This is a genomic window from Mycobacteriales bacterium (assembly GCA_035504215.1).
Classification (GTDB): Bacteria; Actinomycetota; Actinomycetes; order JAFAQI01; family JAFAQI01; genus DATAUK01.
Genome location: DATJSI010000057.1, coordinates 22,772 through 39,914 on the forward strand (window position 1 = coordinate 22,772; position 17,143 = coordinate 39,914).

A 17,143-nucleotide genomic window follows, 5' to 3' on the forward strand; every position below is an offset into this window, starting at 1 on the left:
CGTACGGATGACGAGGTAGTTCGCGCGTTCGTCGACGACCGACCCGGACAACCGCCGAACCATGATGTCGGTCCGGAACCCCAGCGACTGGATCTCCATCATCCGATTCTGCCTACCGGACGATGCCGCGCGCTCGCTGGTTACTGGCCGTAACTGAAGATCGCGCCGCGCTCCGGCGTCGACCCATTCACCAGATAGCCGATCGACCACATCGCCGTGGACCCCGGCACTGACGCGAGCACGCCCGGTTCAGACGTGAAACCGGTCATGGCCGGTATGGGGTACGTGTGCCACTTCCCGCCACTGCGGTGGACGAACGCGGTGTGCGCGCTGTCAATGGAGCCGCTCGTGGCGATCAGCCAGTAACCACCGTGTCCGTCGATCGCGAGCTGGTTGACGAGGCCGACGGAGGCGGGCACCTCGGTGTGCGTCCAGTGCTTGTGCCAGTGCAGCAGCTCGGAGCTCGTACCGGACTTGGAGAACGCCTCGCCCATGACCTCCACCGAGCTCGGACCAGACGCGGCGAAGCCGTTCGTGACCAGCGTCGTTCCGGAAGGCCCGCTTGGTTCGGCGATGACCTGCCACTTCTTGCCGTTCCACCTGGCCAGCTCTCTGCCGGAGTGGCCCGGTACGAGGCCGGAGAGCCAGATGTCGGTTGGGCTGAGCGCATCAGCCAGCTCAGGCTCCATCGGCAGTTGAACCTTGTGCCAGTGGCCGTTGTGGAAGTGGCCGGCGAGCATCGGGTGCGACTCGGCGTCGATGCTGAAGGCCCAGACGTTCTTCGCCGAAAACACCGCGGTCGCGACGCCCGGAGCCCCGCCGTCGATCTTGCGTTCCACCCAGCTCGGGAGCTTCGAGGTGTCCCAATGGTGACCGTTGAAGACACTCACGCGACCGTTCGCGGTGAATACCCACAGGTTGTCGGACGCGCTCGCGTCCATTCCGACGATGTCGGCCGGGTACTTCAACGCCGCCGGCAACGTGACCGCGCTCCACTTCTTGCCGTTCCAGTGGTCCATGAGGTTGGCGTGCGCCGGAGTCGTGGACCCGCACGGCCCGCAGGTCCACGTCGTCCAGGCGTCTGATGGACCGCTGACCGCGATGTCGCCGTCGTTGATGGCACTGGTCCCGGTCCCGATCGTGGCGCGGATCGTCCACGTCGGACTCGTCACCGCGCCCGCCACAGCAAGCGGGCTCAACGCGATGATGACCGCGGCGAGCAACGCCCCGCCAGTTCGCCTCATGCCTCAGCCTCCCCGCCGCCGCCCCCGCGCCACCATCCTCGCCAGCAACCGGCGAGCCAGCCGGCCGAACCCCGGAAAATGGCCCGATCGAGTCAGGACGGTCGACAACAACGTGGAGCGACGACGCTTCAGGGGGCTGTCTGCACGGTCGAGGACGCAACGGTGGGCAGGGCGTTTGATACCCGACTGGGCTCTATATCCGTTCATGATCACCCAAGGGTCTTTCGGGCTCGATTCTGGATTCTTGGTGCCTGGGCCCTGTTCTTGATGGTTGTCGTCCTGCATTACCAGGCCGGTTACGGCGGGGATTGGCTGTACTTCACCGAGGGCTTCGACCTGCTGGTCCATGGCCATGCCAACGTCCGACACGAGTTCACGACCGTGCACTACGGCAACGGTGGGCTGCACCTCTACGGGAGCGACCCCGACATTCAGATCGGGCCGCTCGCCCTGCTCCTTGCCGGTGTCGTCATGGCCATGAACGACGTGAGCAGGTACCTCGCTCCGACGGTCCTGATCCTGGTCGGCCTCGCGACGCTCGGCGGGGTTGAGCGCACCGCGCTGCGTATGTCGCCGGGCACGGAGACCAAGATCCGCCAGCTCACCCTGGTCGGTGGAGTCCTCGTGATGTACGCCTGGGTCCAGGCGTTCGTGCAGTGGCGACATCTCGATGCCATGCTCGTCGTCGTCGGAGCCGCGGTCGCGCTGTCCGCGGTCGCAAGGCGTCAACCATGGCTGTTGGGCGCGGCGATCGGACTGTCGGTCGCCGCCAAGCCGACTGCGCTTGTGCTGTTGCCCTTGCTGTTCGCACTCGACAAGCGGGCGAACCTCAATGCACTCGCGGTCGCTGCGACACTGATCGGCGCCTTCTGGCTGCCGTTCGTGATCGCCGATCCCGCCACCCTGCATGCGGGAGCGCCGCAGATCCCGATCCGGCTCGGGTCCGGCCTGGCCGCGTTGGGATTGCGTGCCGGCGGAGCCGCACCGAGCGCGATCCGCGCCGCCCAGCTGCTCGTTGCGCTGATCGGCGGCGGGTTCGCCGTCGTACGGCGTCGCTGGTATCTCGTCCCCGTGATCGGGTTCGCGTTGCGGGCCGGTCTCGATCCCTCGGTCGAGAGCTACTACGCCATTCCTGTCGTCATGGGCGCGCTCGCGGCCGACCTGCTGCCGGCGCCAACGGTTCCGACCACGACCATGCTGACCTGGCTCGTGTTCAGCGAACCGTTCGGCCTACCGGGCAACTACTACTGGCGCGCGCCTAGCATGACGGTCCAGGCATGGCTGCGGCTTTGCCTGCCGGTCGTCCTCGCGATCGTGCTGGTCGCGACCCCCGACCGGCACACCCGAGCCCACCCACCGGCGGATCGGGAGCCGCAGGCGGCGCCGCTGGAACGCATCTCCGTCCATCTGCCGGCCGGTCGGGTCAGCTCGCCCGGCCGGCGGTGGCCACGGTCCGGCCTTCGACCGGTACGCCGAGGCCGCGCAGCAGCTCGGCAGCAACCCGGTCCCAGCTGAGCTGCGCACTTCGATCACGAGCCCGCCGGCCGAACTCCTCGGCGACCTCGGGTACACCGAAGGTCACCATCGCATCGACAACGGCCTCGCGATCCGACGGGTCGACGACCAGACCCCCGTCGCCGATGATGAAACCGGCGCCGCCTCCCGCCCCACCGATGCTCCCGACACCCGCGCGCGCCGCCTCGACGAAGACGGTGCCAGCAGGCTCGTGCGCCGACGGCATCACGAAGCACGTCGCGGTCTCGAACAGCCGCACGAGGCGAGCACGATCCTCGGCAACGCCGAGTGCCAGCCGGCCGTGTCCCACCACCCCCGCAAGCTCGACGGCGGGATGGGCGCCGACCAGATGCAGCTCGGCATCGGGGTGGCGCCGGCGTACCTCTGGCCACGCGCCGAGCACCGCCGGACCGCCCTTGCGCTCCCACTCTCGACCCGCCCACAGAAACTGGGCGCGCGACCAGTCGCGCGGCATCGGGCGCGGGTCGAGGTTCGGTCCCTGCCCGACCGCGTGTACGGCGTGCGCCGGCACCTGATAGTCGATGATCGCCGAGCGCGCCGCCCAGTCGGTCACGAAGTAGACCCCGCGGGCCCGCCCGTACATGCGCTTGGATCGCTGCTGCGCAGCCTCGAGCCACCGCCGTCTGGCGCGCGCGAGGTGGGCGTAGTGGCCGGAGACACGGATCGCGGCTGCGAGGGTCGAGTCCTCGTAGGTCACCAGCGGCAACCCCACGTCACCCGGATCGACCTCGGTCCCGTGGGCCACGATCCCGACCGTCCCCCGGGGGGCGTGCAGGAGGTGGCGTCGCGCTCGGCGGCACCTGCGCCGGGTCATCGCCTCTGACCCGCGCGCCTGCCGAACGGCCATGCGCCAGGCATGCCGGGGATGCCGGCGGACCGACCGCAGGTCGAGCAGTCCCGGCGCGATCAGGCGGGCGAGCACGGTCTCAACGGCCGGGGCGCACTGCAGCGGCACCGGCCAGACCGCGACGCCCTGCCGCTCGATCGCGCGGGCAAGCTGGAACGGCAGTCCCGAGTACGAGCCGGGATCGGACGGGTCGCCGAGACTCGACAGGGCGAGGATCGGGCGGCTTGCCGCCATCCCGACTCCCATCCGCCCGAACCGCCGACTCGGAGGGCTACAGCCGAACACCATCAGCACCGAGTAGAGAATTGACCCTGGTTATGGGGTTTTCCCGCTAGACGAGGACTCATGCACACTTCCGTCCTTCGGCGTCCGATTCTCCTCGGCGTCAGCTCGCTCGCCGCCGCAACCCTGATCGCGACCGGCGCGCCCTCGGCGCAGGCCGCGACGACCGTGCCCGGCGGCGTCAGCGCCCGAAACTCGCGGTCACCGCTGACCGCCGCCGAGGTGACCGCCATCCGCACCGGCCTGGTCGACTCGCTGCAGCACACCGTGAACGCGCTCGCCGAGAAGTCGGGCAAGCACGACCACCAGTACTTCTCGCACGGCGTCTGGCACAACACTGCCCCGCAGTGCCTGCGTTGCGACACCGGCCCGGCGGTGGCGTCGGCCGAGCTGGCCACGCTGACCGGCAACGCCGTCGATCAGCGCCGGGCCGTCGAGACCTTCGACACGGCGATCACGCACCACCGCCACCACAGCGGGGCATTCGGGCCACCATCCGGCTCGGAGACCGGGCCCGGCATCCAGACCGCGTTGTTCGCCAACGAGCTCGGCGAGGCTTACCTCGTCCTCGGAACGAGACTGTCGACCACGGTGCGCACGCGCTGGCGCAATGCCATCGCAGGCGCCGCCAACTACCTGGTCCGCGACGGCAACCTCAGCTGGTACACCAACGGCAACATCACGCTGGCCAACTCCCTGACCATGGCGCTCGCTGCCGAGGTCACCGGCGAGCCGAAGTACGTCGCGGACTACCACCAGGCGTTGAGCTTCTCGCTGCACCCGCCGCAGAAGCGGTGGCACGGCTTCGGGCTGCACATCACCCGCAAGCCGAAGGGGCCGGTCGGGTACGGCGGCGCCGGATACCTCGCGGAGCAGGGAGCGCACAAGCCCGGGTTCGACGCCGACTACACCCAGCTGCAGACCAGCGACGCCGTCCAGCTCTACCTGCTGACCGGCGACCCGAAGGCGTTGTGGCTCACCACGTTGCTGGTCGACCGGTTGCTGCCGCGCGTGCACTTCGGCAAGTGGTTGCTGAACACCAGCAACGGCAGCCGGCACCCGCAGCACCATCGCTACATCAACTACACGACGGCGGGCCTGCCGGTCCTCGCGCTCGACACGGACCGCCCCGGCCTGGCTCGGCATGCGGCGTCCCAGATCACCCGCGTCGAGCAGGTCTTCGCCGGTGCCGCCCACTACAGCAACATCGGGATGTACTACGGGTTCGGCGACGACCCGGTGTCCGACCTGATCGCGCTGTCCGGCGGCCCGATCGCGCAGATCTCGAGCGTCCGGTAGCCCGGTCTCAGCCGGCGAGCAGCTCGGCGAGCTGGTCGGCCTGGCCGTCGAGGTCGGCGTACTGCTCGAGGAACTCGCGTCCGCGCTGACCGAGCTCGCTTCGCAGCGACGGGTCCGCGAGCAGCTCCCGAAGCGCTCGATCCCAATCCGACGGCGTTTCGGCGAGGCGGCCGGCGCCGGAGCGCTCGACCAGCTCCCGGTTGACCCCGACCGGGCTGGCAACGACCGGTACGCCGGCCGCCATGTACTGCAGCAGCTTGAAGCCGGCCTTGGTGCGCGTGTAACCGGTGTCGGGCAACGGCATGATGCCGACCGCGAACCGCGCGAACAGCGTCGGTTCCTCGGCAAGCGTCCAGAGTCGGAACCGCGACGGCCCCGCCCAGGCCCGAGAGCTCACCACTTCTACGTCGGCCAGCTGCTCCGCACGCAGGTTGCCGAGCACCTCTCGCAAGGGGTCGAGGTAGCGCAGCCCGCCGTTGGTGCCGGCCCAGCCGATCACCGGCTCGACGGCCCCGTGCCGCGCCTGCTGGTAGGCCGACGGATCGGGCACGGTCGGCAGGACGACGGGGTCGAGGTCACGGCGCGGCAGCGCATCGGCCAGCTCGGTGGTGCTGACGACAACCTGGTCGGCGCGCGCCACCAGCCGCTTCGCCTGCTGCGGGCCATAGAGCCATTGCGCGACCCGTCCCCTCTCGTCAAGCGATGGTGAGCGGACGAACAGGTTGTCGTCGAGATCCAGCACGAGCCGGCCGCGATAGTGCTCGAACGGGCGGGCGAGTGCTCCGGGCCCGATCGGGTACGCGCCGCGTTGCACCAGCACGGCGTCGTACTCGGGCAACCGTCGCGCCAGCTCCTGCCATCGGGCGACGTACCGCACACCGTGGCTGCCGAAGAAGAGCACCCGGCCGAGCGGACCGGTTCGTGGCCGCGGGACGTCGCGAGCGACCAAGAGATCGACTGCGCCCAGCCGCTCGCGCAACCGCGGCACGTGCTGGACCGCACGGTGGCGGGTCGACGCACTCCACGTGTCGAGCTGCGTGATGACGGCGAATCTCATTCGCTCGACGACTCAGCGAACATGACGCGGGCGCTCGAGCACTTTCACGACTCTGGACTCCGGCGCGCGGACGACAGCGCGCGGCGGCACATCCGACGTCACTACCGCGTTGGCTCCGATGTGCGCGCCATCACCGACGGTGATCGGGCCGACGATAACCGCGTTCGATCCGATGAAGACGTCGTCCCCGATCACCGGTGAGCCGCCGTAGCCGTGGCCGAGCGTCACGCCCTGCATCAACTGACAGCGATCGCCGACCACACAGCGCGGGCCGATCACGACCGACACCGGGTGGTGCAGCTGCAGACCCGCACCGATGCGAGCACTCGCCGAGATATCGCTACCGGTCAGTACGCCGGACCCCCACTTGATCAGCGTTGCGAGACCCCAGCGGGCGCCGGCCGACTGCGACAACCGAAACAGCAAGACGGCCTGTAACCGTTGCAGCAACGCGATCCTGGCCACCAACCCGAGGGTCGAGCGCGGTGGCCGATCGGCGTACTTGGAGTACGCCTGTACGTCGGACTTGAACAACTGCAGCCAGTTCATGTGAGTTTCCTGTTGCGCGAGGGGAGCGACCTCAGCGTTGTTCCCCGTCCCGACGCCGCCGAACGATCTCGTCACGCGCCGTTGCGCGGCAAGCCGTCGAGAGTTCACCCGGTAACACGCCGAACCCGATGATTAGGCCCCGCGCGGCCCTGGGTAGTGACATCCGCGGACGGCGACCACGAGCCCTGACCGAGCGGGCGCATCTCCACAACATCACGCACACCCATCATTCGCCGTCGTGGTGGCGATACGGCTGTCGCGCCGGAACGCACAGTCGCTCTGCCCGGGGAACCCACGCATCGAGGAGACAAAGTCCGTGAGCACCATTCCCTCCCCTCGCATGCCCGCAATCAAGGAACCAGCGCGCCTCCTGCGCCGCCCGGCCTGGGTGCTGCTGCTCACCGTGGACGTGCTCGGCATCATGGCGCCGTCGCCGTTCCTGTCGCACGGGCGCTTCGAGCTGCTGTCGATGGCTGTGGTCAGCGCGATGCTCTTCCAAGCCGGCGGGCTCTACCGGCCGCAACTGAAGTTGTCGGTGCTCGACGACGCACCGAAGCTCGTCACGCGATCGGTAGCCGCTGCGATCTTCGTCGGCGCGATCACAGCCGTAATCGGCTACCAGCCGGTACTGAGCGACTTCTTCCTGCTCGCCGTCATGGCCGTCGGGTTACATCTCGCCAGCCGCGCAATCGCGTACTCGATCATCAGATACGCGCGCTCGCGTGGCTCCGTGGCGCACTCGACCCTGGTGGTCGGCGGCGGGGCGGTCGCCGACCGGATCGTCGGGCGGCTGCGCGCCGACCGGAGCTACGGACTGCGGCCGATCGGCTTCCTCGACCACCACTCCGACCGCCAGCTCGTGGCGAGCGGGATTCCGTTTCGAGGTTCGACGTATGAGCTGCCGCAACAGCTCGACCGCACGAACGCTCGCGTGGTGATCGTCGCGTTCACGGACGGCAGCGACGCGGACCTGATTCCCGTGTTGCGCGCCTCCGAGCGGCGTGGCTGCGACGTGTTCGTCGTACCGCGGCTGTTCGAGATCTACAACTACGGCCAGACCGATCACATCGGCGCGATTCCCGTGGTCCGGATCTGGCGCCCGCGCCTGAGCCGCACGGCGTGGCTGCTGAAGCGTTCGTTGGACGTCGTTGTCAGCAGCGCTGCGCTGACCCTGCTCTCGCCGCTGTTCGCCGTCGTCGCTCTGGCGGTGCGCCGAGAAGGCGGGCCGGGCGTGATCTTCCGGCAGACGCGCGTCGGCCTGGACAACCGCGAGTTCCAGCTCATGAAGTTCCGGACGCTGGCGCCGTGTGATGACGCCGAGTCGGCGACCCGGTGGAATATCTCCGACGACGAGCGGATGGGTCCGGTCGGGCGGGTTCTTCGACGTACGTCGATCGACGAACTTCCCCAGCTGGTGAACATCCTCCGCGGCGACATGACGCTCGTCGGTCCCCGGCCGGAGCGCCCGCACTTCGTCCAGACCTTCACCGACGAGATCCCCGACTACGCGCTGCGCTGCCGGATGCGGGCCGGGCTCACCGGTCTCGCACAGGTCAACGGGTTGCGCGGTGACACCTCGATCGTGGACCGCGCGCGCTACGACAACTTCTACATCGACAACTGGTCACTCTGGCTCGACGTGAAGATCATGGCCGGCACGGTGCGCGAGGTGGTGGGCGCCCGTGGCAAGTAACGCGATGACCTCGCGAGCGCTGCGGGTCGCAGTGGCGCACAACCTGAAGCCGGGCGGTGCCCACCGCCGCCTGCGGGCGCAGGTCGCACACCTGGACGGCACCGTGCGCGAGTTCACCCTCGACACTGCCGAACCGTTGAGCAACGACGCCGTGGTCGTGCCGGTCTCCACGCGGGCGCCGCAGTCGCCGCGCTGGCGGCGACCGGTACGGCGTTACACCGACCTGTGGCAGATCGGTTCGGCGTGGACGCGCTGCTTCGCCGAGGTCGCCCGCTGGCAACCCGACGTCGTCTGGCTGAACCCCTGCCAGTTCCTCCAAGCACCAAAGTTGCCGAGCGATCTGGCGATCCCGACGGTCTACTACTGCGACGAGCCGCGACGCGCGGACTACGAACCGGCTGCGTTTGCGCAAACCAACCCGGCCACGCGCGGGGTGTACGCACCACTTCGGCGCCGCGAGCGCCGGCTCGACCGCGCGAGCGTGCGTCGAGTCACGGGGATCGCCACGAACTCCTCCTACTCGGCCGCCGCGATCCGATCGGCGTACGGGCGCGACGCGTCCGTCGTGCGCTGCGGTGTCAATGCCTGCTTCACCCCGGCAACGCCGCCGACGATCCCGCCGCAACATGTTCTCTCGGTGGGTGCGCTGATTCCGAGCAAAGGCCACGACCTCGCCATCGCCGCGGTGGCCCGAGGAGCCCGCGACCTGCCGCTCGTGGTCGTGGCGCCGCGCCGGGCCGAGGCCGAGGAACGCCGCCTGACCGAGCTGGCAACCGCACATCGGGTCGACCTCCGGATCCGCACCGGCATCTCCGATGCGGACCTCGTCGAGCACTACCGAAGCGCTCTTGCCACCGTCTATCTCGCCCGCGCCGAGCCGCTCGGTCTGGTCAGCCTCGAAGCCCAGGCCTGCGGCTGCCCGGTCATCGTTGCCGACGAAGGCGGCCTGCCCGAGACCGTCCTGAACGGCAGCACAGGCTGGGTCGTCGAACGCAACGCGGCCGCGGCCGGCGAGCGACTGCGCAGGTTGCGCAACGAGACCCTCCGCGCCTCGATCGTGATCGCCGCCGCGCGCCACGGGGCTGCCGCGTCTTGGGCGGAGTCCGCGCAGCAGATGCAGGCGCTCCTCGAGTCGGCCACGCCGGCCGTCCGGATCGTGCAGGTGGCGGCATGAAGCCTTCGGCTGCCCGGAGCACCCGGCTCGTGATGTGCGCGAAGAGCCCCTGGTCGCCGAGCATTCGGCGCGAGCACTGGCTTGCGCGGGAGACCGCGGCGCACGGGGTAGAGACGATCTACCTCGAGGCGCCCGCGGACATCCGCGCGCTCGCCGACAGCGACGAGTGCGCGCGCTACCTCACCGGTCTTCTGCGCGGCGCCCGGCGCCGGCCGAGCGGGCCTGATGCCGTCGGTGTCGACCTGTGGTCCCGCAGCACCGTCGTGCCGCCGCATCGCGGGCCACGCGCCCTCGCATGGGACGCCGCACGACTGGCCCACGATCTCGCTCGATTCGACCAGCCCGAAACGGTAGTCGTGGCCTGCTCACCGTGGGCATGGCCTGCTGTTGAAGGCCTGACCCAGGCGCGTCGCGTCATCGACCTCGGCGACGACTGGGCGGCGCTGATCCCGGACCGTGCCGACCTCGTCGCCGCGCTCTACGCCCGCATCGCCGCGACCGCGGACGGGATCGTGCTCGCTTCGGCGGACCTCGTCGGCGCCTTCCCCGGTCGCATCCCGACGGTGATCCCGAACGGTGTCGATCCCTCGATGATCGCCTCACCACCGACGGCTCCGCCCGATCGCCGCCGCATGGTGTACGTCGGCACGCTGTCGGAACGCCTCGACGTGCCGTTGCTCACCGACGTCGTGCGCGCGCTCCCCTCGTGGACGCTCGACCTGTATGGACCGTGTGCCTACCGCCGCCGCGGCAACCGACCGGACGCCGAGTTGCTCGGCTTGTTGGCACAGGCGCCCGAGCGGGTGCGCTGGCACGGCCCGCTGCCGCGACCCGACGTACCCGAGGTCATCGACGGTTCCGACGTTGCGCTGGTTCCGAACCGGGCGAGCAGCACCGCCGGGCAGGACTCGATGAAGGTCTACGACTACGCCGCGCGCGGTCGGCCGATCGTCGCCACCACAGCGGTGCTCGGTCGCCGGCGGGTTCCGGGCGCGTTGGTCGCCAGCGGCCCGGTCGAGTTCGTCGGCGCCGTGGCCGAAGGCGCCGAGCAACCTGCGCACGCCCGGCAAGAGGCGGTCGGCTGGGCGGCCCGCAACACCTGGCCGCGTCGCTGGCCGCAGTGGTGGGCCGCCGTACGAGGACCAGGTCAGGAGGTGAGGGCATGACCGCGGCACCGATCAGGTCGACGCCGATCGTCATGGTCACGAACGCGGTGGCGCCCGACCAGCTCGGCGGGCTCGAGCGCTACGTCCGCGAGCTGTCCGCCGCCTTGGTGCGGCGCGGGCACCCGGTGAGCGTCGTCGCCAAGCGCGTCTCGATCGACCACCCGCCCGAGGAGGTAGCTGCCGACGGTGTCCGGATCATCCGTCATGCCGTGCCGGCTAAGTCCGATCCGGCCTTCGCGGTGAAGTACCCGCTCGCGGTCGGCACCGCAGTCGACCGTGCGCTGCCAACGATCGGCCGCGATGCGGTGCTCCACGCGCATTTCGTCACGTCCGCGCTCGCCCCGATGCTCCGCCGCCAGCCGTACCTCTACACCTTCCACGCACCGGTGCACCGGGAGCTGCTGGACGAGCGCCAGGGCAGCTACCTGCTGCCGCGACCGCTTCAGCCGCTCGCGGTCCGCGGCTTGCGAGCCGCCGAGCGCGCCGTTCTCGGTCGCGCCTCCGGGCTGGTCGTGCTGAGCGAGTTCTCTCGCCGCGAGATCGCCCGGCTGCACCCGGCCGCGGCCCGGCGAGCCGGGTTGATTCGCGGCGGCCTCGATGTCGACCGCTTCACACCTGCTTCCGAGGTGACGCCCCCGGTCGCGGCTACCCCGGGCGATCCGCTGCTCGTCACCGCCCGCCGGCTGACGCCACGAACCGGCGTGCTCGAGCTGGTCGCGGCGATGCCCGCCATCGTCGACCGCCATCCCTCGGCCCGGCTGGTCGTCCTCGGCGAAGGCGCCGCCCGCCCGGAGATCGAGACGATGGTCTCGAACCTCGCGCTCGCGAACAGCGTCGAGCTCCGCGGCTGGGTCGACGATCACGAGCTGGCGAGCTGGTACCGCCGCGCCGATCTCGCCGTCACGCCGACGCAGCGACTCGAAGGGTTCGGCCTCGCGACCGCGGAAGCCCTCTCATGCGGTACGCCGGTGCTGGTCACTCCGGTCGGCGCGAACCCGGAGGTTGTCGATGGCCTCGGATCCGACTACCTCGCCGCGGGCACCACTCCCGCTGACCTCGCGGGCGCGGCCAACCGGGCGCTCGACGCCCGGCTGGACTCCCGACCACCGACCGAGTCGGTGCGAGCTGTCGTCGCTCCGCGGTTCGGCTGGGAACACGTCTGCGAACAGTACGAGCGGCAGTACCTGAACCTGTCCGGCACATCGAACGCCCCGTCCGAGCTCCATCCGACACCCAACCTGGAGAAGGCGTCATGACCCTGCCAATGCTGAAGGATCGGGTGCGCAGACCCGCACCGACGACGGGCGGCGGGCTGCCATCCACCCCACCGCCGGAAGACCGCTTGAGCATGCTCTGGTCGGCGAAGTTCTGGGTGATCGCACTGGTCGTGGTTGCGGCAGCAGCGACCTACCTGATCAGCTCGCAGCTGCCCGCGACGTACCAGTCGCAGAGCACGGTCGTCGTCACCAGCCGGGGTTCGTCGACGATCTCGCCGCTGGACACCGTCAACGCTTCCGACGGGCTGGCGTCGCAGTACGCGCAGGTGGTTTCCACCAAGGCGATCACGGGCCCGGCGTCGAGCGCGCTGGGGCGGGCATCGCTGGCCGGGAACGTCACGGCATCAACGGTGGCGAACCAGAACTTGATCCACGTGCAGGTGCGGGAGGCCTCGCCGACCGAGGCACAACGCGAAACCCGTGCGGTGGCCGCAGCGCTCGTCAAGTACATCGGCGGGTCGGCGAACTCCCAGCAACGGTCCTACGGCAGGCTGCTCAGCCATCGGCTGGCCGGGCTCGACACCGCGATCAACCACGCGCGGAAGGCCGTGCGCTCCGCCAAGGCGTCGACGTCCCACACCGCGAACGCCAACAGTGCCGGTGCGACCACGCTCAACAACGCACAGCTCAACCTGTCCGCGTTGATCCAGCGCAAGCAGTACATCCTCAGCCAGGCCGGCGTGGACGAGACCTCGCAGCAGCCGAGCGCCGCGATCGTCGCGCCGGCGAGCGCCGCCAGCAAGGCGTACCCGAAGCCGCTGCTGTTCGCCGGCATCGCCGCCCTGGTGGCGCTTCTGGTCGGGATCGAGCTGGCCTGGGTCGCCGGTCGCCGGCGTACCGCGCAGTGGCGGACGGTTGCCCTGTCATGACGATGCCGGCCTTCGGCCGGTCCGCCCCGGCCGAGCACCAGGTGCGTGTGGCCGTCGCCGTCATTGCGGGGATCGGCCTGGTTCTCGCGCTACCCGGGGTTGCCGCGCACGAGGCGTTCGCCCAGCCGACCACCCTCAAGTACGCCGCGAGCGTGGCCGCGCCGCTGGTCCTGCTGCTGCTCGCCACGGCATCGTCACCCGACCGGGTCCTGGTGCCGGCGGCGATCCTCGCCGCGCCGTTCGCGCCGCTCGTGATGACGGCCGGCGGCGTGCCGATGTCGGCCTTCGCCGTCGTGACCGGGCTTGCCGTCCTCGTCACGCTGTGCCGAGAGAGCAGAACCACATCGGGCTCGGCGACTGCGCACGGAGCAGTGCTGGCGCTCGCGCTGCTGCTGCCGGCCGTCATCATCGGCAGCGACGTCGGCGAGACCCTGACGCTGGTGCTCGCCGTGGCGGCGATCGGCTGGATCACCGCCCGGCTCGCGAGAAAGCGCGGCGGTCCCGAACTGGTGGCGGCATCGATTCTGTCCTCAGCGACACTGCAGTCCCTGCTCGCGATCTATGAGTTCGCGTCGAAGAGCACAGTGAACTTCTACGGCTCCGGTACGACGGCGCTCGCCAGCAACTACTTCTACAACTTCAACGGCACCGACCGACCGGTTGGCAGCTACTTCGACCCGATCTCGCTGGGCAACGTCCTTGCGCTGAGCCTGCCGATAGCGGTCGGCGCAGCAATCATCATGGTGCAGCGACGCCGCCCGGTCGCCGCGACGCTGACGATCGTCTCTGCGCTCGTCATCCTCACCGGCCTGGTGCTGTCCTTCTCGCGGATGAGCTGGATCGGGGCTGGAATCGGGGTGGCCTGCACGGCATTCGCGCTGCCTGGTCGGCTCCGCGTCCGTGCTGTCTCTGGGGTCGCGGTCACCGCCGCTGTCGGCGCCGTGATCGCGGTCGCGGTCGCGGGCGGCGAGCTGTCCAGCCGGTTCGGCTCGATCTTCCACCCGGGAGCAATGAACCCTTCGAACCCCGACAGCGACCAGGTGCGATTGATGTTGTGGGGCTCGGCGGCGCACGTCTTCGCACGGCATCCGTGGTTCGGGGTCGGCATCAACCAGCTGGTGAGCGCGTTCAGCCGGATGATCGCGGACGTCACACCCACGACGAACGCGCAGAACACGTACCTGCAGATCGCCGCCGAGGCCGGCATTCTCGGCATCGCCGCCCTGGTTGCACTCGCGGTCGGGGTCATCCGCGACCTGCGCTCCGACCGGCTGGCTGCAGTTGGCCGGGCCGCGCTCGTCGGCAGCCTCGTGGCCCTCGCCATCTGCTGGGTCTCGGACGACACGGTCCGCTACATCGCGGTCGCCGCGAGCATCGCCCCCGTCTTCGGCCTGCTGTCCGGGCTGGCGGTGCGGTCCGACGAGGAGGCCGAAGCACCGGCATGACCACCACCGATGTCACCGCCGTCGACGCGGTCGAGGTCGCAGCGAGCGAGCCGCTCTCCGACGTAAGCCGAAAGGTCGGGCGCTCGGCTGCGGTTCTCGTCGTACGCCGGATCGTCGTCACGGCGGCGTCCGCGCTCTCGACCGTGATCCTCGCCCGCCGGCTGTCCATCTCGGACTTCGGCGCGTACTCCGCCGGGCTGGCGACGTACTACCTGCTGCTGTCGGCCTGCGACCTGGGCTTCAACGCCGTCCTCGTCCGCGAGCTGGCGATCCGGCCGTCCGGCCACGCGAGCTGGCTTCGGATCACGACGCAGCTTGCGCTGATCTGGTCGCTCGTGATCGGCGGCGCACTCCTCGTCATTGGACTGGCCGCGGGGCCGGGTGGTCTTCGCGGCCAGACGATGCTGGCGCTGTCGCCGGCTCTTGCCCTGACCGGGATGACGGTCACGCGCCAGGTCTTCATGGCCACGTACGACGTACGTCGGATCGCGATGATCGACATGGTCGCCAACATCGCGCAGTCCGCTGGGCTCTGCCTTGTCGCGCTGGCCGGCTTTCCCACCGCCCTGCTCGCTGTCTGGATCGCCGTCACCACGATCGCCGACACATTGGTCATCGCCCGCATGGCGGTGCGGGAAGTGCCAAGGAGCCCCGGCGACCGTGCAAACCACCGGCTGATCCTGCGGATGGCGCTCCCGCTGGGACTGACGTCGATCCTCGCGTCCGCCTACTTCATGGTCGACATCAGCATCGACGGCTTCCTGGTGCGACCCGCCGCGCTCGCGGGATACGCCGCCGCCGTCAAGGTGCTCACGATCCTGCTCTCGCTGCCCGGCCTGGTCATGGGCGTCGCGCTGCCCGGGTTGTCGCGCCAGACCTCCGACCCCTCGACCCTCTCCGAGCTGACCGCTCGGGTCTGGCACTGGTTCGCCACGACATTGCTGCCGTTGACGATCGGCATGCTGGTCTTCGCACCGATCGTGATGGGAGTCATCTTCGGCCCGGCCTATGCGCATGCGGTCGGGCTGCTCCGCATCCTCCTGGCCTCGGGTGTCATCGCACTGCTGTCGAACGTCGTCGGCAATGTTCTGGTTGCGCAGCGACGGGCTGCGGTCATGCTCGTCCAGAATTCGGTCGCGCTCGGCCTCAACGTCATCGGCAACGTGTTGCTGGTGCCACGCGTGGGAGTGATCGCTTCCGCGTGGTTGACGCTCGGAACCGAGGCGCTGGTGTGCGGAGCGTCACTCGCCTGGTTGATGGGACGCCTACGGTTCCGGCCACTGGCGGCAGCGACGGTGCGGCCCGCGCTTGCACTGGTTCCCATTGCGGCGGCCGGCTGGCTCCTGGGAACCGGCTCGTGGCTGGCCGTCGCCGTCGGAACCGTCGCGTTCCTGCTCGTGTTGAGCCTGCTCGGCGCGTGGCCTGCCGATGCCCCACTGCCGCGGCGGCTCACGGCGGATGCCGCATGAGGATCGCCATGGTCACAACGACTCCGGCGCCCGGTGGCGTGCACCGTCACATCGCCGACCTCGGAGAGGCACTGCACGGCCGTGGTCACGCGGTGACGATCATCGCGCCAGCGGGCGCGGCCGGGCTCGCCCGGCACGCAACGACGACCGGCCTCGGCCTCCGTCACTCGTCGAACCCTGCCACGCTGCCGGGCTTCGACGTCGTACACCTGCACCTCGCCGACACCTACGACCGCCCGGCGATCGGCATGATGCTCGGCTGGCGGGCCACGCACCCGGCAACGCTGCGGGTGGTCACCGAGCACCTGCCGCACACCAACGCCAGCGACCCGCGCCTCGACCCCGGTCCGCGCCACGTCGGTGCCCACGCGGCCAAGACCTGGCTCAAACGCACCCAGCTCTGGTCGACCGACCGGACGATTGCCGTCAGCACGAACTCCGCGCGGTTTCTCAGCGAGCGGTACGCCGTGCCGTCCGCACGCATCGCGGTCGTGCCAAACGGGATCGACCCGCAACCCGATGGCCGGTCACCGGACGCGCCACGGACCGGCGTGCTCACGATCGGAACGCTCGCCCGCCAGAAGGGCCACGACGTCCTCATCGAGGCGGTGGCCCGGTCGACCCGCAGTTGGCAGCTCACAGTGGTCGGCGACGGTGCCGCGCGCGAACGGCTCGAGGCGCAGGCCGACCGCACCGCGCCCGGCCGCGTGCGCTTCCTCGGCCGGCGCGACGACGTCACCGAGCTGATGCACTCCAGTGCGGTGTTCTGCCTGCCGTCGCGTTGGGAAGCTGCACCGTACGTCGTCCTGGAGGCCATGCGCGCCGGCCTGCCGGTGGTGGCGTCGGCGGTGGATGGCGTCGACGAGATCGTCGAACCCGAACACTCCGGCCTGTTGGTCGCACCGGACGACCCGGCCGGGTTGGCGGCGGCGCTCGACCGCCTCGATGCCCACCCCGAGCAGGCGCACCGGATGGGGCTGAGCGGACGGGTGCGGCAGCGCACGCGCTTCACCGCGCACGGGATGGCAGAGTCGACCGAGGCTGTGTACCGCGACGCGCTGGCGGCCCGGCGATGAGGGTCGCGCACGTGACGCCCACCGGGTTCGGCAGCGACGGCAGCTACGGCGGAGGCGAGCGGTATCCCGCCGAGCTCGCCCGCGCGATGTCACGGCTGACACCCACCCGGCTGGTCCGCTTCGGCGCACGTTCGGGCCGGACCTTCGAGGACGGGCTGGA

General features: G+C 69.9%; 14 protein-coding genes. 10 read left to right on the forward strand and 4 right to left on the reverse strand.

Annotated elements, in window-relative coordinates; all coding sequences use genetic code 11:
- Positions 1-140: 140 nt before the first annotated feature.
- Positions 141-1,244, reverse strand: coding sequence for a hypothetical protein (locus VME70_07360; protein HTW20010.1), 1,104 nt, complete (start codon positions 1,242-1,244; stop codon positions 141-143).
- A gap of 267 nt (positions 1,245-1,511) precedes the next feature.
- On the opposite strand from VME70_07360, the gene VME70_07365 reads away from it, so the two are divergent.
- Positions 1,512-2,759: a hypothetical protein gene (locus tag VME70_07365; protein ID HTW20011.1), complete on the forward strand. Its 1,248-nt coding sequence runs from the start codon at positions 1,512-1,514 to the stop codon at positions 2,757-2,759.
- Here VME70_07365 and VME70_07370 read toward each other — a convergent pair.
- On the reverse strand, positions 2,668-3,861 hold the full coding sequence (locus VME70_07370; protein ID HTW20012.1) for a glycosyltransferase family 4 protein: 1,194 nt from the start codon (positions 3,859-3,861) through the stop codon (positions 2,668-2,670). The genes VME70_07365 and VME70_07370 overlap by 92 nt on opposite strands.
- A gap of 111 nt (positions 3,862-3,972) precedes the next feature.
- Between VME70_07370 and VME70_07375 the strand changes: the two genes are divergently transcribed.
- The gene (locus tag VME70_07375; protein ID HTW20013.1) at positions 3,973-5,208 is read left to right on the forward strand and encodes a hypothetical protein; all 1,236 of its coding nucleotides are present in this window, start codon (positions 3,973-3,975) and stop codon (positions 5,206-5,208) included.
- Between the two features lie 7 nt (positions 5,209-5,215).
- Here the strand turns inward: VME70_07375 and VME70_07380 are convergent, their stop codons facing one another.
- Positions 5,216-6,265 (reverse strand): glycosyltransferase, encoded by a 1,050-nt coding sequence (locus VME70_07380; GenBank protein ID HTW20014.1) that lies wholly within the window; start codon positions 6,263-6,265, stop codon positions 5,216-5,218.
- A 12-nt stretch (positions 6,266-6,277) separates the two neighbouring features.
- Positions 6,278-6,814 carry a serine acetyltransferase gene (locus VME70_07385; GenBank protein HTW20015.1) on the reverse strand — a complete coding sequence of 179 codons (537 nt, stop codon included), beginning with the start codon at positions 6,812-6,814 and terminating at the stop codon, positions 6,278-6,280.
- Between the two features lie 340 nt (positions 6,815-7,154).
- On the opposite strand from VME70_07385, the gene VME70_07390 reads away from it, so the two are divergent.
- From VME70_07390 to VME70_07425, 8 genes are read left to right on the forward strand one after another with little or no spacing between them, the layout of a single operon-like run.
- Positions 7,155-8,507: a sugar transferase gene (locus VME70_07390; protein ID HTW20016.1), complete on the forward strand. Its 1,353-nt coding sequence runs from the start codon at positions 7,155-7,157 to the stop codon at positions 8,505-8,507.
- Positions 8,497-9,681, forward strand: a complete 1,185-nt coding sequence (locus VME70_07395; protein HTW20017.1) for a glycosyltransferase — start codon at positions 8,497-8,499, stop codon at positions 9,679-9,681. Before VME70_07390 ends, VME70_07395 begins: the two co-directional genes overlap by 11 nt.
- The gene (locus VME70_07400) at positions 9,678-10,847 is read left to right on the forward strand and encodes a glycosyltransferase (GenBank protein HTW20018.1); all 1,170 of its coding nucleotides are present in this window, start codon (positions 9,678-9,680) and stop codon (positions 10,845-10,847) included. Before VME70_07395 ends, VME70_07400 begins: the two co-directional genes overlap by 4 nt.
- The gene (locus tag VME70_07405) at positions 10,844-12,103 is read left to right on the forward strand and encodes a glycosyltransferase family 4 protein (GenBank protein HTW20019.1); all 1,260 of its coding nucleotides are present in this window, start codon (positions 10,844-10,846) and stop codon (positions 12,101-12,103) included. Before VME70_07400 ends, VME70_07405 begins: the two co-directional genes overlap by 4 nt.
- Positions 12,100-12,993 (forward strand): Wzz/FepE/Etk N-terminal domain-containing protein, encoded by an 894-nt coding sequence (locus tag VME70_07410; GenBank protein ID HTW20020.1) that lies wholly within the window; start codon positions 12,100-12,102, stop codon positions 12,991-12,993. The genes VME70_07405 and VME70_07410 overlap by 4 nt, the downstream gene beginning before the upstream one ends.
- Positions 12,990-14,438, forward strand: coding sequence for an O-antigen ligase family protein (locus VME70_07415; GenBank protein ID HTW20021.1), 1,449 nt, complete (start codon positions 12,990-12,992; stop codon positions 14,436-14,438). Before VME70_07410 ends, VME70_07415 begins: the two co-directional genes overlap by 4 nt.
- Positions 14,435-15,907 (forward strand): oligosaccharide flippase family protein, encoded by a 1,473-nt coding sequence (locus VME70_07420; GenBank protein ID HTW20022.1) that lies wholly within the window; start codon positions 14,435-14,437, stop codon positions 15,905-15,907. The genes VME70_07415 and VME70_07420 overlap by 4 nt, the downstream gene beginning before the upstream one ends.
- Complete coding sequence (locus tag VME70_07425) at positions 15,904-16,983, forward strand: glycosyltransferase family 4 protein (protein ID HTW20023.1); 1,080 nt, start codon at positions 15,904-15,906, stop codon at positions 16,981-16,983. The genes VME70_07420 and VME70_07425 overlap by 4 nt, the downstream gene beginning before the upstream one ends.
- The last annotated feature ends 160 nt before the right edge of the window (positions 16,984-17,143 follow it).